The organism is Salipiger mucosus DSM 16094 (assembly GCF_000442255.1).
Lineage (GTDB): Bacteria > Pseudomonadota > Alphaproteobacteria > Rhodobacterales > Rhodobacteraceae > Salipiger > Salipiger mucosus.
In genome coordinates, this window is record NZ_KE557275.1 from 286,080 (window position 1) to 305,913 (window position 19,834).

Annotated in this window: 21 protein-coding genes and 1 pseudogene; 12 read left to right on the forward strand and 10 right to left on the reverse strand. The window is 65.3% G+C overall.

Annotated elements, in window-relative coordinates; all coding sequences use genetic code 11:
• Positions 1–5 precede the first annotated feature (5 nt).
• From SALMUC_RS10735 to rho, 5 genes are read right to left on the reverse strand one after another with little or no spacing between them, the layout of a single operon-like run.
• Complete coding sequence (locus SALMUC_RS10735) at positions 6–815, reverse strand: ParA family protein (RefSeq protein ID WP_021120218.1); 810 nt, start codon at positions 813–815, stop codon at positions 6–8.
• On the reverse strand, positions 808–1,428 hold the full coding sequence (rsmG, locus tag SALMUC_RS10740) for a 16S rRNA (guanine(527)-N(7))-methyltransferase RsmG (RefSeq protein WP_020039454.1): 621 nt from the start codon (positions 1,426–1,428) through the stop codon (positions 808–810). Before rsmG ends, SALMUC_RS10735 begins: the two co-directional genes overlap by 8 nt.
• The gene (mnmG, locus tag SALMUC_RS10745) at positions 1,425–3,305 is read right to left on the reverse strand and encodes a tRNA uridine-5-carboxymethylaminomethyl(34) synthesis enzyme MnmG (RefSeq protein WP_020039455.1); all 1,881 of its coding nucleotides are present in this window, start codon (positions 3,303–3,305) and stop codon (positions 1,425–1,427) included. The genes rsmG and mnmG overlap by 4 nt, the downstream gene beginning before the upstream one ends.
• Before the next feature lie 3 nt (positions 3,306–3,308).
• Positions 3,309–4,589 carry a tRNA uridine-5-carboxymethylaminomethyl(34) synthesis GTPase MnmE gene (mnmE, locus tag SALMUC_RS10750; protein WP_020039456.1) on the reverse strand — a complete coding sequence of 427 codons (1,281 nt, stop codon included), beginning with the start codon at positions 4,587–4,589 and terminating at the stop codon, positions 3,309–3,311.
• A gap of 19 nt (positions 4,590–4,608) precedes the next feature.
• Positions 4,609–5,892 (reverse strand): transcription termination factor Rho, encoded by a 1,284-nt coding sequence (rho, locus tag SALMUC_RS10755; protein ID WP_020039457.1) that lies wholly within the window; start codon positions 5,890–5,892, stop codon positions 4,609–4,611.
• A gap of 526 nt (positions 5,893–6,418) precedes the next feature.
• On the opposite strand from rho, the gene SALMUC_RS10760 reads away from it, so the two are divergent.
• From SALMUC_RS10760 to dnaQ, 4 genes are read left to right on the forward strand one after another with little or no spacing between them, the layout of a single operon-like run.
• Complete coding sequence (locus tag SALMUC_RS10760) at positions 6,419–7,018, forward strand: Maf family protein (protein WP_020039458.1); 600 nt, start codon at positions 6,419–6,421, stop codon at positions 7,016–7,018.
• Positions 7,015–7,848 carry a shikimate dehydrogenase gene (locus SALMUC_RS10765; RefSeq protein WP_020039459.1) on the forward strand — a complete coding sequence of 278 codons (834 nt, stop codon included), beginning with the start codon at positions 7,015–7,017 and terminating at the stop codon, positions 7,846–7,848. The genes SALMUC_RS10760 and SALMUC_RS10765 overlap by 4 nt, the downstream gene beginning before the upstream one ends.
• The gene (coaE, locus tag SALMUC_RS10770) at positions 7,845–8,435 is read left to right on the forward strand and encodes a dephospho-CoA kinase (protein WP_020039460.1); all 591 of its coding nucleotides are present in this window, start codon (positions 7,845–7,847) and stop codon (positions 8,433–8,435) included. Before SALMUC_RS10765 ends, coaE begins: the two co-directional genes overlap by 4 nt.
• On the forward strand, positions 8,428–9,153 hold the full coding sequence (gene dnaQ, locus SALMUC_RS10775) for a DNA polymerase III subunit epsilon (protein WP_020039461.1): 726 nt from the start codon (positions 8,428–8,430) through the stop codon (positions 9,151–9,153). Before coaE ends, dnaQ begins: the two co-directional genes overlap by 8 nt.
• Before the next feature lie 4 nt (positions 9,154–9,157).
• Here the strand turns inward: dnaQ and secB are convergent, their stop codons facing one another.
• On the reverse strand, positions 9,158–9,688 hold the full coding sequence (gene secB, locus SALMUC_RS10780) for a protein-export chaperone SecB (RefSeq protein ID WP_020039462.1): 531 nt from the start codon (positions 9,686–9,688) through the stop codon (positions 9,158–9,160).
• 57 nt (positions 9,689–9,745) lie between these two features.
• Positions 9,746–10,279, reverse strand: coding sequence for an FxsA family protein (locus SALMUC_RS10785; RefSeq protein WP_020039463.1), 534 nt, complete (start codon positions 10,277–10,279; stop codon positions 9,746–9,748).
• A gap of 106 nt (positions 10,280–10,385) precedes the next feature.
• Here SALMUC_RS10785 and SALMUC_RS10790 point away from each other — a divergent pair, with 106 nt between their 5' ends.
• The 3 genes from SALMUC_RS10790 to SALMUC_RS10800 all read left to right on the forward strand — a co-directional run bounded on the left by SALMUC_RS10790 (position 10,386) and on the right by SALMUC_RS10800 (position 12,677).
• Entirely contained in the window at positions 10,386–11,048 is a 663-nt protein-coding gene (locus SALMUC_RS10790; RefSeq protein ID WP_020039464.1) for a Tim44/TimA family putative adaptor protein, read from the forward strand.
• On the forward strand, positions 11,045–12,091 hold the full coding sequence (gene mltA / locus SALMUC_RS10795) for a murein transglycosylase A (protein WP_020039465.1): 1,047 nt from the start codon (positions 11,045–11,047) through the stop codon (positions 12,089–12,091). Before SALMUC_RS10790 ends, mltA begins: the two co-directional genes overlap by 4 nt.
• Positions 12,092–12,251: 160 nt before the next feature.
• Complete coding sequence (locus SALMUC_RS10800) at positions 12,252–12,677, forward strand: Smr/MutS family protein (protein WP_021120222.1); 426 nt, start codon at positions 12,252–12,254, stop codon at positions 12,675–12,677.
• On the opposite strand, the gene idi is transcribed toward SALMUC_RS10800, so the two are convergent.
• Both idi and SALMUC_RS10810 read right to left on the reverse strand, forming a co-directional pair.
• Entirely contained in the window at positions 12,674–13,198 is a 525-nt protein-coding gene (gene idi, locus SALMUC_RS10805) for an isopentenyl-diphosphate Delta-isomerase (RefSeq protein ID WP_020039467.1), read from the reverse strand. The two genes, SALMUC_RS10800 and idi, sit on opposite strands and share 4 nt — an antisense overlap.
• 43 nt (positions 13,199–13,241) lie before the next feature.
• Positions 13,242–14,339: a polysaccharide biosynthesis/export family protein gene (locus SALMUC_RS10810; protein WP_020039468.1), complete on the reverse strand. Its 1,098-nt coding sequence runs from the start codon at positions 14,337–14,339 to the stop codon at positions 13,242–13,244.
• A 195-nt stretch (positions 14,340–14,534) separates the two neighbouring features.
• Here SALMUC_RS10810 and SALMUC_RS10815 point away from each other — a divergent pair, with 195 nt between their 5' ends.
• The gene (locus tag SALMUC_RS10815) at positions 14,535–15,146 is read left to right on the forward strand and encodes a sugar transferase (protein WP_020039469.1); all 612 of its coding nucleotides are present in this window, start codon (positions 14,535–14,537) and stop codon (positions 15,144–15,146) included.
• 13 nt (positions 15,147–15,159) lie between these two features.
• On the opposite strand, the gene SALMUC_RS10820 is transcribed toward SALMUC_RS10815, so the two are convergent.
• Positions 15,160–15,870 carry a metallophosphoesterase family protein gene (locus SALMUC_RS10820; RefSeq protein ID WP_020039470.1) on the reverse strand — a complete coding sequence of 237 codons (711 nt, stop codon included), beginning with the start codon at positions 15,868–15,870 and terminating at the stop codon, positions 15,160–15,162.
• A 193-nt stretch (positions 15,871–16,063) separates the two neighbouring features.
• Between SALMUC_RS10820 and SALMUC_RS10825 the strand changes: the two genes are divergently transcribed.
• The 4 genes and pseudogenes from SALMUC_RS10825 to SALMUC_RS30430 form a co-directional block, all read left to right on the forward strand.
• A complete protein-coding gene (locus SALMUC_RS10825; RefSeq protein WP_020039471.1) occupies positions 16,064–18,208 on the forward strand; it encodes a YjbH domain-containing protein in 2,145 nt (714 codons plus the stop codon).
• Positions 18,209–18,228: 20 nt separating this feature from the next.
• On the forward strand, positions 18,229–18,867 hold the full coding sequence (locus SALMUC_RS10830) for a YjbF family lipoprotein (RefSeq protein ID WP_020039472.1): 639 nt from the start codon (positions 18,229–18,231) through the stop codon (positions 18,865–18,867).
• Positions 18,868–18,978: 111 nt separating this feature from the next.
• Complete coding sequence (locus SALMUC_RS10835) at positions 18,979–19,263, forward strand: hypothetical protein (RefSeq protein ID WP_020039473.1); 285 nt, start codon at positions 18,979–18,981, stop codon at positions 19,261–19,263.
• A gap of 244 nt (positions 19,264–19,507) precedes the next feature.
• Positions 19,508–19,834: pseudogene (locus tag SALMUC_RS30430) on the forward strand (polysaccharide biosynthesis/export family protein); the annotation flags it as partial.

The window sequence follows — 19,834 nt, forward strand, 5'->3', positions numbered from 1 at the left end:
TTCTATCAGGCTGCGGCCTTGGTGTTCTTGCGGAGCAACTCGTCGGCCAGCGCACGGTAGGCCGCAGCGCCCTTGGACTGCGTGTCGTAGCTGAGTACGGACTGCGCGTAGGACGGCGCCTCGCTGACCCGCACGTTGCGCGGAATGACCGTCGCGAAGACCAGATCGCCTAGGTTGTCGCGGGCATCGTCCTCAACCTGGCGCGACAGGTTGTTGCGAGAGTCATGCATGGTCAGCAGCACACCCTCGATGCGCAGATCCGGGTTGGCGCTCTGGCGAACCTCGCGGACGGTCAGCATGAGTTGCGACAAGCCCTCGAGCGCAAAGAACTCGCTTTGTAGCGGCACCAGCACCGAATGCGCGGCCACCATGGCGTTTACAGTCAGAAGGTTCAGAGACGGCGGGCAATCGATCAGGACATAATCGAAGCCGTAGCGATCCATCCCGACTTGCCGGAGCGCGTCATGCAGCAGGAAACTGCGCTTTTCGTTGGCATGAAGCTCGATATCGGCGGAACTCAGATCAATAGTCGCCGGGACAAGCTTCAGACCGGGAGTCAGCGTGTCGAGAATGATCTCCTCGAGCGGCACGTCGTCGAGAAGAAGCTCGTAGGTGGTGTGCTCCCGGTCGTCCGGCTCGATACCCAGGCCCGTCGAAGAATTGCCTTGGGGATCCAGATCGACCACGAGGACCTTGAGCCCGCGCTCGGACAGCGCTGCGCCAAGATTGATCGTCGTGGTTGTCTTGCCAACGCCGCCTTTCTGGTTGGCAACGGCAATGATCTTGGGGCCGTTTGGCCTCAACGGGTCAGACATGGGTCAGCGCTCCGATCTTCAGAACGACCGCGTCAGGGTCAGTGATGCTTTTACGATGGGTGTACTCAAACTGCCACGATTCCTGCGCTTCCGCGATCTCTTTTTTCCAGCGCGCACCCTTTGGGAACAGCGCCAGCCCGTCTTTGGTCCGGTGTTGCGCGGTATACTCCAGCAGTCCCGGGAGGGCCGTCAGCGCGCGCGCACTGACAACGTCGGCGTCCAGCGGAGCTAGGGCTTCGATCCGCTTGGTCAGAACGGTCGCCTCGATCTCCATCTCCCGCAGCGCAGTCCGCAGGAAAGCGCACTTCCTCGAGTCACTTTCGACCAGCGTGACCCTCGTTTCCGGACTGTGCTCTCGCGCGAGCGCAGCAACCACGAGACCCGGGAAGCCGCCCCCTGCCCCAAGATCGGCCCAATGGCTCGGCTGATCTTCAGCCAAGGTGAAAACCTGGGCTGAATCGACGATGTGGCGCGTCCAGGCATCCGTGACCGAGTTGCGGGACACGAGGTTGATCTTTTCCGTCCATCGGGTCAGCAGCGCTGTAAGCGTTTCCAACCGATCCAGTGTTTCACGTGAAACATCCAGCGGCAGGCCGCGATGGGTATCGGTCATGATGCAGCCTTGTTACCCTGCATCTGACGCAAGCGGATCAAAAGCAACGAGAGCGCCGCCGGAGTAACGCCATCGACTCTCGACGCCTGCGCCAGATTGGCGGGACGCGCCTGCGACAGCTTGATTTTCATCTCGTTCGACATGCCGACAATCGCGTTGAAATCAAAATCTGCCGGAATTTCCAGAGCTTCGTCCTTTTTTAGCGCTTCCACATCTCGCTTTTGCCTTTCGATGTAGTTTGCGTAGACAGCATCGCGCTCCAATTGCCGCATGACCTCAGGCGCGATCTCTTCCGCTCCCTCGATCAGTTCGGAAATGGATGACCCACTCACGCCTGGTAGCGACAAGGCTTCGTAACCCGACCGCCGCGGCCCATCGGCGCTCACGTTCGCGCCGATCTCAGAGAGCTGCCGCCCTGTAAACGACGCATCGGACAGCACTTTTCGCCCGGCCTCGAGCTGCGACATCTTGCGTTCGAAGACCTCGCGTCGATCCTCAGACACGCAGCCGATCGCGATGGCCAAGGGCGTAAGCCGTTGATCCGCATTATCAGCCCGTAGCGACAGTCGGTATTCTGCGCGGGATGTGAACATCCGGTACGGCTCCGTCACCCCGCGCGACGTCAGGTCGTCGATCATGACCCCGATGTAGCTGTCGGAGCGGCTGAACACGACCGGATCCCGCTCGCGTGCCTCGAGTGCGGCATTCAACCCGGCAACCATGCCCTGGGCAGCAGCCTCCTCATAGCCCGTTGTCCCGTTGATCTGTCCCGCGAGGAAAAGCCCGCGGACGGACTTGACCGCTAGCCTCAGGTCCAGCGCGCGCGGATCGACGTAGTCATACTCGATGGCGTAGCCCGGCTGGATGATCTTCGCCTGTTCCAACCCTTCGATTGAGTGGACATAGTCTTCCTGAACCTCTTCGGGAAGCGAGGTCGAAATCCCGTTCGGATAAACCGTGTCGTCCTCCAGACCCTCGGGTTCGAGAAAGATCTGGTGCGATTCCTTGTCAGCGAAACGCACGATCTTGTCTTCAATCGACGGGCAGTAGCGCGGACCCACGCCGTCGATATGTCCGCCGTACATGGCAGAGCGGTCCAGGTTCTTGCGAATGATCTCGTGCGTCGCCGCGTTCGTGTGGGTGATACCACAGGAAATCTGACGTGCGGCCGGCTTGTGGGACATGAAGGAAAAGAGAACCGGATCATCATCGCCGGGCTGCATTTCCAGAGAGGTCCAGTCAATGCTACGACCATCCAGACGCGGCGGTGTGCCGGTCTTCAAGCGCCCAAGCCCGAGATCCAGGGAATCGATCCGCTCTGCCAGGCGAACTGAGGGTTTGTCGCCCATGCGGCCACCGGGCCTCGAGCGGTCCCCAATATGGATGACGCCGCGAAGAAACGTGCCCGTGGTCAGGACCACGGCACGGGCATTCAACGATTGATCCCCGTCCAGAACGATGCCGTGCACCCGGTCCGCATCCATCAGGAAATCGGTCACTTCGCCTTCGATAATTTCCAGGCCAGGCAGGGCTGAAAGGCAATCCTGCATCCCGCGCTTGTAGCGAGCCCGGTCTGCCTGGGTCCTTGGCCCCTGCACCGCCGGTCCCTTGCGACGATTGAGAAGCCGGAACTGAATGCCGGCGTAATCGGCAATCCGCCCCATGACGCCGTCCATCGCGTCGATTTCGCGAACGAGATGCCCCTTACCCAGGCCGCCGATCGCAGGATTACAGGACATGACGCCGATCCCGTCCCGAGTCAGCGTGACAAGCGCGGTGCTCGCCCCTGCCCTGGCAGACGCCGCGGCTGCCTCGGCGCCAGCGTGCCCGCCGCCAATGACGATGACATCGAAGTCGCAATGTTTCACGTGAAACACCTCTCACTTGCCAAGGCAGAAATTCGCGAAGATCTCGTCGAGCACGTTTTCGACGTCGACACGGCCGATCAGGAGTTCCAGGCGCCGAATCCCGGTCCGGATTTCCTCTGCCGTCATATCGTAACAGGCCGGGCCTTGGTCAAGCAGCGACAATGCCGAAGTAAGCGCTTCAGCGCCGTCACGGAATGCCTCGCGGTGCCTCTCGCGCGTGGCCAGGCCCGCAGACTGCGTCCGCTCTGCCAATTTTTGACCAATGGACTGGACCAGTTCATCAATTCCCTGCCCTGTCTTCGCCGAGATACCGGCCGCATCTCCGGTTAGGTCGGCTTTCGCGCTGACGACAATATCGTCATTGTCCGCCGCCATCCCCATATCCTCCGGCGTTCCAAGGAACACCCTCAGGTCAGAGGTCTCCGCCCTCTCGCGTGCACGCGCGATCCCGATTTTCTCGATCGGATCCTCCGAGTCACGCAATCCAGCAGTGTCCAACAGAGTCACGGCCAAACCCGCGATCTCCATGTGCACCTCGATGACGTCCCGCGTCGTCCCGGCGATTTCCGAGGTGATCGCCGCCTCGCGCCCGGCAAGTACGTTCAGCAAGGTCGACTTTCCGGCATTCGGCGGCCCAACGATCGCAACCTCGAAGCCGGCGCGGATCCGCTCTGCTGCCGCCATGCCGGAGAGTTGTTCTTCGAGCGACGCCAACACGCCAGCGAGCAAACCTCGAACATCGTCGGTGACGTCGACCGGAACCTCTTCGTCGGCAAAATCGATCGTGGCCTCAAGCAAGGATGCCGCTTGAACCAGGTCGCGCCGCCACACGTCGACGCGTTCGCCCAGACCACCCGAGAGCACGGTCATCGCCTGCCGCCGCTGGCTTTCTGTCTCGGCCTCCAGAAGATCCGACAGCGCCTCGACCTGCGTCAGGTCCAGCCGGTCGTTCACCAGCGCCCTCCGGGTGAACTCGCCCGGCACCGCCAGCCGGCATCCGGGCACAGCCCCGAGCTCGCGCTGAACCGCGCGAACGACCGCCGCGCTGCCGTGAAGGTGCAACTCGGCGCTTTCCTCGCCGGTGAAGCTTGCGCCCTCCGAGAAAAGGATCACCAAAGCACGGTCCAGGACATCGCCCGAAGCGTCGCGCAAGGCGCGCAATCGGGCCATGCGCGGTTCCGGCAACTCGCCGGTCAGCCGGGCAACCGCGGCCCAAGACTGAGGCCCGGACAGCCGAACGACCGCCACGCCCGCCTTCCCGGCGGCGCTGGCCAACGCAAAGATCGTGTCCAAAGCCGCCTCCCGTGCGCCGTCAGCTGTTCATGGAGTCGAAGAATTCCGAGTTGGTCTTGGTCTGCTTCAGCTTCGAGAGCAGGAACTCGATGGCGTCGGTCGTGCCCATCGGGTTGAGGATCCGGCGCAGCACGAAGGTCTTCTGCAGATCGACCTTGTCGACCAGCAGCTCCTCCTTCCGCGTCCCGGACTTGAGGATGTCCATCGCCGGGAAGACACGCTTGTCCGCGACCTTCCGATCAAGAACGATCTCGGAGTTGCCGGTGCCCTTGAATTCCTCGAAGATCACCTCGTCCATCCGCGAGCCGGTGTCGATCAGCGCCGTCGCTATGATCGTGAGCGAGCCGCCCTCCTCGATGTTCCGCGCCGCACCGAAGAAGCGCTTGGGCCGCTGCAGCGCGTTGGCATCGACACCGCCGGTGAGAACCTTACCCGACGATGGCACGACCGTATTGAACGCCCTACCAAGTCTTGTGATCGAGTCCAGAAGGATCACAACATCTCGTTTGTGTTCGACCAGACGCTTGGCCTTCTCGATCACCATCTCGCTGACCGCAACGTGCCGCGTTGCCGGTTCGTCGAAGGTCGAGGAGATCACCTCGCCCTTCACCGAACGCTGCATGTCCGTCACCTCTTCGGGCCGCTCGTCGATGAGCAGCACGATCAGGTAGCACTCCGGGTGGTTGCGCTCGATCGAGGTCGCGATGTTCTGCAGCAGAACAGTCTTACCGGTCCGCGGCGGGGCAACGATCAGGCTCCGCTGACCCTTCCCGATGGGCGCGACCAGGTCGATGATCCGTGCAGAGCGATCCTTGATCGTCGGATCTTCGATCTCCATTCGCAGACGTTCGTCCGGGTAGAGCGGCGTGAGGTTGTCGAAGGCGATCTTGTGACGCGCGCGCTCGGGCTCCTCGAAATTGATGCGCGTGACGTCGACGAGGGCAAAATAGCGCTCCTCGTTGTCCGGGGCGCGCATCTCGCCCTCGACGGAGTCCCCCGTCCGCAGCGAATACTTCCGGATCATGTCCGGCGACACGTAAATGTCGTCCGGACCCGGGAGGTAGTTCGCTTCGGGCGACCGAAGGAAGCCGAAACCGTCCTGCAGGACCTCCAGAACCCCGTCACCGAAGATGGTCCATCCCTCGTCCGCACGCTCGCGCAGGATCTGGAACATCATCTCGCCCTTGCGCATGGTCGAGGCGTTCTCGATCTCGAGCTCCTCGGCCATCGACAGCAGGTCCTTCGGGCTCTGCGCCTTCAGGTCCGACAGGTTGAGCCGCTCCTGGATCAGCTCTTCGGTCATATGGGTACCTCCGGGCCGAACCAGCGGCCGCGTCATTGGTCTTTGTCTGGGAAAGTCCCGCCCGGACGGGCGTTGCAGGCCTAGCTATAGACGCACTTGGTCCAAGTCAATCCTGAGCGGAACCCAGGCCTCTCGGCACCTCTATCAATCAAAAAGAAAGAAATAGAAAGGATGATGATGTGTTAGGGGCACTGTCCGGCTGGGGATCAAATGTTCCAAGCTTGGTTATCCACCATGTCTCAGCCTGTGGATAAATCTGTAGACGCCGTTCCGACGATTTTGATCCTAAGATCACAAGCATCTGGAAACAGAGCGTAATTCTCGACTATCCCGACGGTGGACAAAACCTGTAGTTCTCCCCTGTGCCCCGGTCATCCCCATCGCAGAGTTATCAAGATCAACAGCCGGAGGACTCACCGCGACTCAGCCTGGACCGACCGGGTTTTCCCCCGGCTTGAAACTCTGGCGCATTTTCCCCAGAACCATCCGTACAAATGATCGCAGAGCTACCGACAGGCTTATCCACATGACCCAAGAGCTCGTCCTCGCCTCGGGGTCGGAAATCCGGGCGCATCTGCTGCGCGCGGCAGCGGTGCCGTTCCGAATCGACCCTGTCCGGGTCGACGAGGAATCGCTGCGCCTCTCGCTCGCGGCCGAAGAGGCATCGCCTCGCGATGTCGCCGACACGCTGGCCGAAACGAAGGCCCTGCGCGGCGCGCAGAAGACGCCCGACGCGCTTGTTCTGGGCTGCGACCAGGTGCTCGCCACCGGGCGCGAGGTGCTGGGCAAGCCCGCCTCGCCCGAGGAGGCGCGCGATCAGCTGCGCGCCCTGCGCGGCGAGCGGCATCATCTCTATTCAGCGGCCGTCATCTACGAGGATGGCGAACCCGTCTGGCGCCATGTCGGCGTGGCCCGCCTGACGATGCGCGCCTTTTCCGACACCTATCTCGAGGATTACCTCGACCGGAACTGGGAGAGCGTCCGGCACTCGGTCGGGGGCTACAAGCTTGAGGAAGAGGGTGTACGCCTCTTTTCCCGGATCGAGGGCGATCACTTCACCATCCTGGGTCTGCCGCTGCTTGAGCTGCTGGCCTACCTGACCACGCGGGGGATCATAGAGTCATGACAACGCCGTCCATTCCACTCGCGGGTGTCATCGGCTGGCCCGCGTCTCATTCGCGTTCGCCTGCGCTGCATGGCCATTGGCTGCGCAAGTACGGGCTTCCGGGCCACTACGTCCCGCTCGAGATCGCGCCGGAGAATTTCGAGGCCGCCTTCCGCATGCTGCCCGCGCTCGGGTTCGTGGGCGCCAACGTCACCATTCCCTACAAGGAAACGGTGATGGAGCTGGCCGATCAGGTCTCGGACCGCGCCACTCTGATCGGCGCGGCGAATACCATAACCTTCGGTCGCGACGGACGTATTCATGCTGACAATACAGACGGTTACGGCTTCATCGAGAACCTGCGCCAGCTTGCGCCCGACTGGCGGGCCGAGGCCGGACCGGCGATGGTCTTCGGCGCGGGCGGTGCGGCGCGGGCCGTGCTGTCGTCGCTGCTCAACGCCGGCGTGCCCGAGGTCCGCGTGAGCAACCGGACCCGTCCCCGCGCGGAGAAACTGCGCGCGGATTTCGGAAATCGCGTTCAGGTCGTCGATTGGGTGCAGGCCGGCAACGCGATCGAGGATGCCACGACCGTGGTCAATACCACCTCGCTCGGCATGGTCGGCAAGCCCGAGCTGCGCGTCCCACTGGACGGACTGCGGCCGGGAACCGTGGTGTCGGACATTGTCTATACTCCTCTGGAAACACAACTTTTGCGGGTTGCGGCCGAGCAGGGATGCACTTGCGTCGACGGGCTGGGCATGCTGTTGCACCAGGCCGTGCCGGGCTTTGAACGCTGGTTCGGCCAGCGCCCGGAGGTCGACGAGGCGACGCGCGCCGCCGTGCTGGGATGAAGGTGCGTCTCGGCCTGACCGGCTCCATCGGCATGGGCAAATCGACCACCGCGGCCATGTTCGCCGAGGCAGGCTGCCCGGTCTGGGACGCCGACGCCGCGGTGCACCGGCTCTATTCCGAGGGCGGCGCGGCGGTGGAGCCTCTGGGGGCGGTGTTTCCCGGCGCGATCGTTGACGGGGCGGTGTCGCGCGATCGGTTGCGCGCCATCATCGCCAATGATCCCGGCGCCCTGCCCCGGATCGAGGACATCGTGCATCCGCTGGTGCGCGCCGACCGCGAGACATTCGATCACGCGCATCCCGGCGCCATCGGAGTCTTTGATATTCCACTGCTTTTCGAGGGCCGGTCCGAGGACGAGTTCGACGCGACGATCTGCGTCACCGCCCCGCCCGAGGTTCAGCGCGCGCGCGTCCTGGCGCGCAAGACGATGAGCGAGGCCGATTTCGAGCGCATTCGCGACCGGCAGATGCCCGACGCCGAAAAACGTGACCGCGCGGACTACGTCATCGAGACCGATACGCTTGAGAATGCGCGGGCGCAGGTGCACAAGGTGCTTCAGGACATCGAAAGGCGTTTCAATGCGTGAGATCGTGCTCGATACCGAGACCACCGGCTTCGAACCGCATCAGGGCGACCGCATCGTCGAGATCGGCGCGCTGGAGCTTTTCAACCACGTCCCTACGGGTCGTACGTATCATCAGTACATCAACCCCGAACGCGGCATGCCGGACGAGGCCTTCGGCGTGCACGGCATCGGCCCCGACCTGCTGGCCAGCCCCCGCCAGCCGAAGAACGGTGAAGTGACGCTGCGCGACAAGCCGGTTTTTAACGCAATCGTCGACGACTTCCGCGCCTTCGTCGAGGGCGCGAAGCTGGTGATCCACAACGCCGCCTTCGACGTCAAATTCCTGAATGCCGAGCTGGGCTGGGCCGGGCGACCGCTGCTGCCGCCGGATTGCGCCATCGACACGCTGGACATGGCGCGGCGCAAGTTCCCGGGCTCGCCGGCCTCGCTGGACGCGCTCTGCCGGCGGTTTTCCATCGACAACGCCTCGCGGACGCTGCACGGCGCGCTGCTCGACAGCGAGATCCTGGCCGAGGTCTATCTCGAGCTGATCGGCGGCAAGCAGCCGGATTTCGCGCTTGGACCCGTGCGGAGCGGCGCCGGAGTGGAGACCGACGACGACTGGCGCCCGCAGCGGCGCGAGACGCCCCTGCCCTCGCGCATCACCGAAAAGGAAAAGGCGGCTCACGCCGCCTTTGTCGAGAAGCTCGGAGATGGCGCGCTCTGGACGCGAGGTTGAGCGATCAGGCGTCGAGCTTCTGCTCGGTGCCGGCCGTCTCTTTCTGACGGCGCGCGATCTCGGCGCGATAGAGCTGCACGAAATCGATGGTCTCGAGGTTCAGCGCCGGGAAACCGCCGTCGCGGGTCACGTCCGAGACGATACGACGCGCGAAGGGGAAGAGCATGCGCGGGCACTCGATCAGCAGGAAGGGGTGCAGCTGCTCGTCCGGGACGTTCTCGATCTGGAAGACGCCGGCATAGTCCATCTCGAGGATGAACAGCATGTCGCCCGAGCTCTTGGACTTGGACTCGACCTTGAGCTTCATGATGACTTCGTACTGGTGCTCGGTCGAGCGCTTCTTTGCGTCGAGGTTCACCTGAACCTGCACATCGGGCTGGACGTCGCCCGAGGTGCCCTTCTGCGACAGGATGTTCTCGAACGACAGGTCGCGCACGAATTGCGCGAGCACGTTCATCTTCACTTGCGCGGGCTGCTGCTGGCCCGCGGCCTCGGCTGCGCCGGTATCGGCGCCGTTGTCAGGCGTATCTGCCATGAGACGGTCTCTCTCCTCGAAAAATTTGCTGATGATTAGCAGCGTCAGGGATGCTGCTCAATGCTTAGTCCAGCCTGACCCGGGGTGGTTCGGGCGCTTCTCGCTGGGGACCTCGGTGAATTCGCCCTCGATCACGTCGCCCGGGTCGCGACGGGGGCCGGGCCGGGGCCCCGGGCCCTGTGGACCGCGCGGCCCCTGCGGGCCGGCCTGCGGGTGCGGCCCCTGCCCCATTTCGAACCGGCTGACGGTCACGCGCTTGGACAGGTAGCGGATCAGCCCTGTGCGGACCTGCGGCGAGAGCAGGGCAAAGCCGACCGCGTCGGTGAAGAACCCCGGCGTCAGGAGCAGTGCGCCCGAGAGCAGGATCATCGCCCCGTGTGCCAGCGGCGCCGAGGGGTCCTCGAGCCGGGAAAAGGCGGACTGGAGATCGCCCATGGCCTTGAGGCCCTGACTGCGCACGAGCCAGGTGCCCAGGATCGCGGTCAGGACCACGACGCCAAGGGTCGGCCACAGGCCGATCAGCCCGCCAACCTGGATGAAAAGCGCGATCTCGATCAGCGGCACGGCCAGAAAGGCCAGGAACAGCCACATGCTGACACTCCCTTCGTTCCGGGCGGGCTGGTAGACTTGCCCGCGTTCAACACCTACATAGGAATGCAACGTACGAACTTCCATCCGTTCCGCCCAAGAGGTGCCGATGAACATGCCAATTGTCCAACTGCTTGTCCTAGCCGGGATCGCCATTTTCCTGATCCTGCGTCTTCGCAGCGTCCTGGGCACGCGGGATGGATTCGAGAAACCGAAAGTGCCCTCGTCCCAAGGCCGTCGCGACGACGCGCGGCGCGATTTCGAGGTGATCGAGGGAGGTCCCGATCACGATATCGTTGACCACGTCCCCGAGAACAGCCCCGCCGCCGAGGCGCTGGCCAAGATGAAGCGCGTCGAGCCTTCGTTCAGCGTGAGCGAATTCCTCTCGGGGGCGCGCGGTGCCTACGAGATGATCCTCATGGGCTTCGAGCGTGGCGACATGGACGAGCTGCGGCCCTTCCTCGCGGACGATGTCTATGACTCCTTCGACGGCGTCGTCGCCGCCCGCCGCGAGCAGGGCCTGACCGTCGAGGCCGAGTTCATCGGCGTCCGCGAGCTGTCGCTGGCCGATGCGACCTTCGACGAAAGCGACGGCCTGGCCGAGATCACCGTGAAATACGTCGGCGAGCTGACCTCGGTCGTGAAGGACGCCGAGGGCGAGGTGATCGAGGGCAGCCCGACCGCGGTCAAGCGCCAGAAGGACGTCTGGACCTTTGCGCGCAACATGGGCAGCGACGATCCCAACTGGCAACTGGTCGCGACGGACGAATGACCCGGTCGGTCCTGGCGGCGCTTCTGGCGGGTTTCACGATGACCGGCACTTCAGACGCGGCCGGGACCGATGGTCCCTCCTTCGAGATCCTGCCGTTCGAGGCGCTGGACGGCTGGTCCGAGGACGACCACGGCGCGGCGCTTTCGGTCTTCCTCGAGACATGCCGTGACTTGGACGAGCCCGACTGGCGCAGCCTCTGCGCCGTCGCGCAGGACACCGACGATGCGCGCGATTTCTTCGAGCTGTTCTTTCGCCCGGTCCTGATCGGCGATCCCGAGGACGCGCTTTTTACCGGCTATTTCGAGCCCGAGCTGAACGGCTCGCTGTATCCCAGCCCCCGCTACCGCTATCCCGTGCACCGCATGCCGCCCGAGGCGCAGGACACGCGCCCCTGGCTTTCGCGCCGCGAGATCCTGACGACCAACGTGCTTGAGGGGCGCGACCTCGAGATCGCCTGGGTGGATGACCCGGTCGAGCTGTTCTTTCTGCAGATCCAGGGGTCTGGCCGCATCCGTCTGCCGGACGGGACCAGCATCCGCGTGGGCTATGGCGGGGCGAACGGCCATCCATACCGGTCCGTCGGCCAGGAACTGGTGCGGCGCGGCACCTTCGACCTGCACGAGGTGTCGGCCGGCACCATCCGCAGCTGGGTGCGCGGCAACCCCGACGACGGGACCGAGCTGCTGTATCACAATCCCTCCTACGTCTTCTTCCGTGAGGTGAGCCAGGTGCCCGCGCACAAGGGGCCGCTGGGGGCGATGAACCGTTCGGTCACGCCGCTACGCTCCGTCGCGGTCGATCCCGAGTATGTGCCGCTGGGCGCGCCGGTCTGGCTCGAGAAGGATGGCGCCGAACCGATGCGGCGGCTCATGGTGGCGCAGGACACCGGCTCGGCCATCAAGGGCGCGCAGCGGGCGGACATCTTCTTTGGCACTGGCGACGAGGCCGGGCGGCTGGCCGGGCAGTTGAAGGACCCGGGCCGCATGGTGGTGCTTCTGCCGATCCAGCGGGCCTATGCGCTGCTGCCGGAATCCATTCTATGAGCAGACGGCGGCTGCGAAAGGATGAGCTGGAGCTCTGGCGGCAGGTCGCGCGCACGGCCGATCCGCTGCCGGGCAAGCCCGAGCCGAAGAAAAATGACGTGACCGAGGCGCCGGCGTCAAAACCCCGAAGGCCGATCCGGCGCCGCTGCCGCGCTTCGACATGGGCACGCGCGCCCTTCCACGGACCGAGACGCACGACTTTTCCGGCACGACGTCGGACCGGCTCTCGCGCGAGCCGGTGCGCATGGATTCCAAGGCCTACGGACGCCTCAAGCGCGGCAAGCTGGTGCCCGAGGCGCGCATCGATTTGCATGGCATGACGCTCGATCAGGCTTACCCGGCGCTGACGGGATTCATCCTGTCCTCGCAGGCGCGCGGGTTGCGGCTGGTGCTGGTCATCACCGGCAAGGGTCTGCGCGAGGATCCGCACGATCCGATGCCGCGGCGGCGCGGGGTGCTCAAGACGCAGGTGCCTCAGTGGCTGCGCATGGCGCCGGTCGCGCCGGCGGTGCTGCAGGTCTCAGAGGCGCATATCAAGCACGGCGGCAGCGGAGCCTACTACGTCTACCTGAAGCGTCGCCGCTAGCCGTCGGTGCCGAAGATTCGGTCGGCGTGCTCGGCGAGGTAGATGCGCAGCCAGGGCGTGTAGACTTCGGGGTGTTCGGCCAGGTCCTGCCTCAGGTCGGCAAGCGTGATCCAGCGGGTTGCCATGACCTCGACCGGGTTCGGCGCGAGGGGCATGTCGGCGGGCGCTTCGGCGGTGTAGAGATCGACCACCTCGCGCTCGACAAGTCCGCCGCCGACATCGGCGCGATACTCCACCACGCCGCGATGCCGGGGCGAAAGCCCGGTGATCCCGAGTTCCTCACGCAGGCGCCGATGGGCACAGTCGGTCGGGTCTTCGCCCCAGTCGGGATGCGTGCAGCAGGTGTTCGCCCATAGCCCGGGCGTATGGTACTTGCCCGCCGCACGGCGCTGGATCAGCAGCGCGTCTCTCCGCATCACGAAGACGGAAACGGCCTTGTGTCGCAGCGCCTCGCGGTGGGCGCGCAGCTTTTCAACGGGCTGCAGCGTGCCATCGACCCAGGCCGGAATCATCGTGGTCATCGGGCCGGGGTCCGTGGCAGGGACGGCGTCATGACGCCGCCGCTCAGTTCGTGACGGTGGCGACTTGGCGCGTCAGGCCGAAGGCGCTGCCCACCAGCCCGAAGATCGTCTCGGCCTGGGTGACCGGCGATTCGGTCGCAAGAACGGTGTCGCCCGGATGGATCAGGAACTTGCGGGCGGCAAAGAGACCGTCGGCCGAAGTCAGGTCGAAGGTAAAGACGACCTGTTGCATGTTCGGCGCGTTGCCGTCCGAACGCAGATGCCGCACGTCGTATTCACGCAGCACCAGAACGCCCTTGGGGTCGGCCCGGCTGTCCGAAAGCCCGCCCATCAGCGAGATCGCCTCGAGCGCGGCAAGGTCGTCCTTGGGGAAATAGATCAGGTCCTCGGTCCCCGAGGCACCGAGCGCGGTGAAGCTGTGGTCGTCTTCCTGGACGACGACGGTGTCACCGGCACGCAGCAGCGCGTTGTAGGCACCGCCCTCGAGGAGGGCGTCGGCGGAAATCTGGTACGTGGTGCCACCGCGGATCAGCCGCACGCGGGGGTTGCGCAGCGATTGCGAAATGCCGCCGGCATCGGCCAGCAGGCCCAGCACCTTGTAGTTGCGCGACGGCATCGGGAAGCTGCCGGGCGCGGCGACGCCGCCCACGGCCTCGACCGAGTTCGCACGGCCCTGCGTCAGCGACAGCAGCACCTGCGCCGAGGGCACGATCTGCTCCAGCTCGGCCTGCACGCGGGCGCGTGCGCCGGCCGGGGTGAGGCCGCGGATGTAGACCTCGTCGACATAGGGCACGAAGATCGCGCCGTTCGGACCGACTTCGACCCCCGAGAGAACGGTCGATTTCTCGGCTTCGTTGGTCAGCAGCGAGTTTTCCTGGTTGTCCCAGATCGTGATGTCGACGCGGTCGCCGGTGTGGATGATGTTGGAGTTCGAGCCGTTCTGCGTCTTCGGCCAGCTGTAGCCGCTCTCCCAGCCGGTACGGGGCCACGAAGCGATGGCGGACATGTTGGCCCGGGTCACGGAGACCACCTGGAAGGACGGGATCTCGGCCCGCGATTCCCGCAGAACCTCGGATTGAAGCGCCGCCCCGCGGGGCAGGCTGCAGGCCGCCGCGAGAAAGGCGGTCGCCACGAGGGCCATGAGTCTGAGTGTCGAGGCCAATTCACTACCCCCCAGTAGTTGCCGAGACGGTCCCGGCCTTCCTTAACGGCTCTTTTCGGTGATAGACAGATCAAGCTTCGAGAACAACGGGATTGAGCGCAGGACAGTGGCGGCAACACATCACCGCGGAAACCCGCCTACCGAGACGGCGATCGAAGCCGCAAGGCGGGCCCGATGACAGCGGGCAAGCGGGCATTCGACCTGTCTCTGGCGCTGGTTCTTTCGGTCGTCCTCATCCCCGTCATCGCGGCGATCGCGCTGCTGATCGCGCTGCGCGACGGCGGGCCGGTGTTCTACCTCTCCGAGCGGATGACGACGCCGGAGCGGGGTTTCCAGCTGTGGAAGTTCCGCACCATGCGGCCCGATTCGGCCGACCGGGGCGTCTCGGGCGGCGACAAGACCGACCGAATCACGCGAACGGGGCGTGTGCTGCGCCGCTATCGGCTGGACGAGCTGCCGCAGCTCTGGAACATCCTGCGCGGCGACATCAGCTTCGTCGGCCCGCGCCCGCCGCTGCGTCGCTACACCGAGATGTTTCCCGCGCTCTACGCCGAGGTGCTGCGCGCCCGGCCGGGGGTCACCGGGCTTGCCACGCTGGCCTATCACCGCACCGAGGAAAGGCTGCTGGCGCCCTGCGCCTCGGCCGACGAGACCGAGGCGGTCTATACCCGGCGCTGCGTGCCCCGGAAGGCGCGGCTCGACCTTATATACGCGCGGCGCCGCACCCTCTGCTACGACGCGCGGCTGATCCTCGCGACGGTGCTGCGGCGCGTCCCGCTGCACTGAGCCTCGCGGGCGTTCAGCCGGTCGAGAAGAAGTCGACCGCGCCCTCGCGCACATGCGCTGCGGTCAGGCGCCCGGTGGCATAGGCGCCGGTGTCGACGGCAATGCGGCCGTTCTCGCTGTGCGCCGCGTCGACGATGGTGTGTCCGTGGACGATCCAGAGCCCGTCGGTCCGGGGGCGTTTTCTGAAATCCGGGTGCCCCCAGACAAGGATGTCCTCCCACTGGTCGTCGATTGGCACGGCTGGATCGGCGCCAGCGTGGACAACCACGACGTTGCCGGTGCGCCAGATGACCGGAAGCCCGCGCAGCCAGGTCTCGACCCGCTCACCGATCGCCTCGCGCAGGCTGTCGCGCATGGCAAGCCAGGCGTCGTCGCCCTCGGCGCGCTGCGGTGGTGCGACACCGTAGCTGGCGAGTGTCTGGAGCCCGCCGTTTCGAATCCAACGCGCGCCGGTGCCGACCGGATCGTCGAGGCAATCGATCAGCATCTGCTCGTGGTTGCCCCTGAGGCAGATCACGGACTCGCGGCCCATCTCCTCCTGAATGCCGGAGAGAAGGGTCAGGACCTGGGCGCTCTCGTCGCCCCGGTCGATGTAGTCGCCCACGAAGACCAGCTTTGCCGCGTCGGCGTCCGATCCCGCCTCGAGGCGGGTCAGAAGCTGGCGCACGAGGCCCTCGCAGCCGTGGATGTCGCCCACCGCGTAGAAGGGCAGTTCGGGGCTCAACGGTGCATCGAATGCGATCTTCGGGGCACGCTTTCGTCGGAAAAATCTCATGCCGGGGAAATAAGCTGTTTCCATCGTCAGTCCAAGTCGCCAGACAGTGAGGGAATGCGAGGGCGAGGTGTTGCCACCCTGGGTTGCGATGCCGAGAAAGTTGACCGCGTGACGGTCGCCCGGACACGGAGAGGCAGGCAAGATGACCAGTGACGGATTTATCCGAGCGTTCCGGCCGATTCTGCTGGGCGGGAGCCTGTCGCTGATCCTCGTTCCCGGCGCCGCCACGCCGCAGGAGCGCGTCTGGACCCGGCCTACCTTGAACTTCATGGGCGTGCCCGGGCTGATCGACATGCCGTCGGGCCATGCCATGGACGACGCCGATCTTTCGCTGACGGTCTCGGCGATGGAGAAAACCGCCCGCGGGACGCTGCACTTCCAGATCACGCCGCGGCTGTCCGGTGTCTTTCGATACGCCTATATCGACAACTATCTCGGGCGCGGCGACTACTATGACCGCAGTTTCGACGTGCGCTACCTCCTGATGGAGGAAACGGCGCGTCGGCCGGCGGTGTCTGTCGGCCTTCAGGATTTCGGCGGCACCGGCATTTTTGCCGGTGAATACGTGGCCGCGACCAAGACCTTCGGGCGACTGCGGGCGACGGGCGGCCTTGGCTGGGGCCGGTTCGGCAGCTTCAACGGTTTTCGCAATCCGCTGGCCGTGCTGGACAACCGCTTCGAGGACCGCGCGGACCAGACCGGGGGCATCGCGCAGACCGGTCAGCTGGATGCCGATCAGTGGTTCCAGGGCGACGCCGCGTTCTTCGGCGGCCTGCAATACCGGGTCAACGACAAGCTGACCCTGACGGCGGAGTATTCCTCGGACGCCTACGAGGCCGAGTCCGAGAACATCGGGTTCGACCGCGACTCGCCGCTCAACCTCGGCGCCACGTGGCGGTTCGACAACGGGGTGTCACTGACCGGCGCCTATCTCTATGGGTCCACGGTCGCGGTGAACCTGAGCTACACCTTCAACCCGAAGTCGCCGGGGACCCTGCCGGGCGGCACCGGGCGCGCGCCGGTCCCGGTCGCGATGCGGCCGGCGGGATCGGCGGACGATCTCGGGTGGACGCAGCGCCCGGGCGTCGGTGACACCTTGCGGACCAGTGTGTCCGAGGCCCTGGCCGACGAGGGCCTGTTGCTCGACGCGATGTCCGTGGGTGCCCGCGAGGTTGAAGTGCGGTTCCGCAACCCGACCTACATGAACGGCGCCCAGGCGCTTGGTCGCGCGGCGCGCGTTCTCTCGCGGCTGCCCGGCTCGATCGAGACGATCGCGCTGGTGCCTGTGACCGCCAGCGGACTGCCGGTCTCGCGCGTGGTCGTGCGGCGCGGCGATCTCGAGGAGCTGGAACATGCGCCTGACGGATCGTGGCAGATGTTCGCGCGCGCAGGGTTCGAGGATGCGCATCCGGTCGCGGAAGACGCGATCGCGCCCGAGGGCCGCTTTCCGATCTTCAACTGGGGCGTCGGGCCCTATCTCAGCACGGCCGTCTTCGACCCGCGCGAGCCGCTTCGCACCGATGTCGGGATCGAGGCCAGCGCCTCGTTCGAGCCGACGCCGGGCCTGGTGTTTTCCGGTGCCGTTCGCCACCGGCTGACGGGCAACGTCGAGGACCTGCCGCGCTCCGACTCCGTCCTGCCGCGGGTAAGGACCGACGTCGCGCTTTACGCACAGGAGGGCGAGACGGCCCTGTCCAACCTGACGGCCGCCAAGTATTTCCGTCCGGGCAAGGACCTCTACGGCCGGGTGACCGCCGGTTACCTCGAGCCCATGTTCGGCGGCCTTTCGGGCGAGCTTCTGTGGAAGCCTGTCGACAGCCGCATCGGCGTCGGACTCGAAATGAACTACGCGCGGAAGCGGGCCTATGACCAGGGGTTCGATTTCCAGGACTACGACATCCTGACGGGCCACCTCTCGACCTATGTCGAGGGACGCAACGGCTTTCAGTACCAGGTCGACGCGGGCCGCTATCTTGCCGGGGACTGGGGCGCGACCCTGTCGGTCGGGCGCGAGTTCGACAACGGCGTACGGCTGGGTGCCTTCGCCACCTTCACGGACGTGTCCTTCGACGACTTCGGCGAGGGCTCCTTCGACAAGGGTTTCCGGATCGAGATCCCGCTGTCTGTGATCTCCGGGCAGCCGTCGAAACAGACGCTGGCGCGGACGGTGCGTCCGACCCAGCGGGACGGCGGTGCGCGTCTTGCGGTACCGGGGCGGCTCTACGAGAGCGTGCGCGATTACCAGCGGTCCGACCTGCAATCCGAATGGGGGCGGTTCTGGAGATGAGACACGGCCTTCGGATTGCATTGGCGGCGCTGGCGCTGACGGCGGCATGCGGCAACGACGGCCGGTGGGAGGCCGTGCGCCTCGGGCTGGCCGAGCTTGGCTCGCTCGTCGCGCAGGACGGCCCCCAGGTGGATCTGCGCGACAGCCTGACCCCGCAGATGGTCGCCGGCGTCCCGGGCCCGGTCATCTTCGCCGGGATTCCCGACCGCGATGCCCAGGCGACCCTCACGGCGATAGCGCGAAACGGCGCCGTCCGGACATGGCAGACGCAGGACCGCATCGCGCTGGACATGGTGAGCGGCGTGCTCGTCGGTTCGCGCGGACTGGGCGGCGACCTGATGAGCGCCGACATCACGCAGGTTTTCGAAGCGCTGCGCGGCGGTCGCAGCCGGGCGGTGCGGGTCCATCGCTACCTCGACGGCGAGGATCACCTCTACACGAGTGCATTCGTCTGCGATTTCCGGCGCGAGTCCGGCGTTGCGGCCAGCACGGCGTTTCGCAGCTTCCGCGCGCTACACGTCGTCGAGGACTGCACCAACCCGGACCGCGATTTCGAGAATCACTACTGGTTCGACGGTGGCGGAACCCTGCGGAAATCGGTCCAATGGGTCGGTCCGGAGGTCGGTTACCTGGAAATCGAACTTCTGAAAGATGAATGATTTTGCAATTGCGAGATTCTATAAGCTTGCAGAGCCATTCAGGACTTCGCGCATTGCGGGATTGCTGCGAATGCGTTACCCACGATTCAACCCCCATAGAGGAGTACGACCATGACTCGCTCGACCATTCTCAGCGCCGTCACCATGGCGGCCATCGCACTCGGCTCTGCGGCAACTGCACAGAACGCCGACACCGAAGAGGACCCGGACGGCGCGCTGATTCCGGCCGGTGCCGGAACGACGGCTGCGACCACCGGTCTTGTCGGCACGCTCGGCACCGCCGGCACGATTGCTGTCGTCGGGAGTGTGACCGCGGCCGCCGCACTGTCGGCCAGCGGCAGCGGTTCGTCGTCGTCCACGGTGACCACGCCGTCGACGACTCCCTTCCTGAACTGACAGACGCGACATTCAATTGTAGAAGGGGAGCGGAACCGCGTGTTCTGCTCCCCTTTTTCATGGACGGGATACGCGCGGCCAGGACGAAAAACAGAAGCCGCGTTCAGATGGAATTGAGGGATAGGGGTAAGACATGATCCGGACGATTCTAACCGCCTGCGCGTTGCTGGCAGTGGCGGGATGTGACGTTGTCTATCAATCGCCCAAGGTGAATCCTGTTCGCGACGGCGACACGAAGGTTCGCGTGGCCGAGATTACGCCGCAAAGCGTGCTGGTCGCCAACAGTTCGACCTACAGCCCGCAGCAACTGCCGGCCGTGTTCTTCCAGACCGCCGGGGCGCCGAGCGCCACGCGCGGGGCAGGGGCCGTGCCCGACCCGGTCTTTCAATCGCGTGCCCGGCCCGGCGGGCTCGAGACGCGGCTGCCGCCGCCGGTCTCGCCCGGGCCCTACCGCGTGGGCATCGGCGATGTCGTCCTGCTGGCCACGCCGCAGACCGGTTCGACCGTCGAGCAGCTGACCGGGCTTCTCGCTGCGTCGAACAGCCGGCAAGGCTATACCGTGCAGGACGAC

Coding starts and splice junctions, on each gene's coding strand:
- SALMUC_RS10735 (WP_021120218.1), bottom strand. CDS start 815: ATGTCTGACCCGTTGAGGCCAAACGGCCCCAAGATCATTGCCGTTGCC.
- rsmG (WP_020039454.1), bottom strand. CDS start 1,428: ATGACCGATACCCATCGCGGCCTGCCGCTGGATGTTTCACGTGAAACA.
- rho (WP_020039457.1), bottom strand. CDS start 5,892: ATGACCGAAGAGCTGATCCAGGAGCGGCTCAACCTGTCGGACCTGAAG.
- SALMUC_RS10760 (WP_020039458.1), top strand. CDS start 6,419: ATGACCCAAGAGCTCGTCCTCGCCTCGGGGTCGGAAATCCGGGCGCAT.
- SALMUC_RS10765 (WP_020039459.1), top strand. CDS start 7,015: ATGACAACGCCGTCCATTCCACTCGCGGGTGTCATCGGCTGGCCCGCG.
- coaE (WP_020039460.1), top strand. CDS start 7,845: ATGAAGGTGCGTCTCGGCCTGACCGGCTCCATCGGCATGGGCAAATCG.
- dnaQ (WP_020039461.1), top strand. CDS start 8,428: ATGCGTGAGATCGTGCTCGATACCGAGACCACCGGCTTCGAACCGCAT.
- secB (WP_020039462.1), bottom strand. CDS start 9,688: ATGGCAGATACGCCTGACAACGGCGCCGATACCGGCGCAGCCGAGGCC.
- SALMUC_RS10785 (WP_020039463.1), bottom strand. CDS start 10,279: ATGTGGCTGTTCCTGGCCTTTCTGGCCGTGCCGCTGATCGAGATCGCG.
- SALMUC_RS10790 (WP_020039464.1), top strand. CDS start 10,386: ATGAACATGCCAATTGTCCAACTGCTTGTCCTAGCCGGGATCGCCATT.
- mltA (WP_020039465.1), top strand. CDS start 11,045: ATGACCCGGTCGGTCCTGGCGGCGCTTCTGGCGGGTTTCACGATGACC.
- SALMUC_RS10800 (WP_021120222.1), top strand. CDS start 12,252: ATGGGCACGCGCGCCCTTCCACGGACCGAGACGCACGACTTTTCCGGC.
- idi (WP_020039467.1), bottom strand. CDS start 13,198: ATGACCACGATGATTCCGGCCTGGGTCGATGGCACGCTGCAGCCCGTT.
- SALMUC_RS10810 (WP_020039468.1), bottom strand. CDS start 14,339: ATGGCCCTCGTGGCGACCGCCTTTCTCGCGGCGGCCTGCAGCCTGCCC.
- SALMUC_RS10815 (WP_020039469.1), top strand. CDS start 14,535: ATGACAGCGGGCAAGCGGGCATTCGACCTGTCTCTGGCGCTGGTTCTT.
- SALMUC_RS10825 (WP_020039471.1), top strand. CDS start 16,064: ATGACCAGTGACGGATTTATCCGAGCGTTCCGGCCGATTCTGCTGGGC.
- SALMUC_RS10835 (WP_020039473.1), top strand. CDS start 18,979: ATGACTCGCTCGACCATTCTCAGCGCCGTCACCATGGCGGCCATCGCA.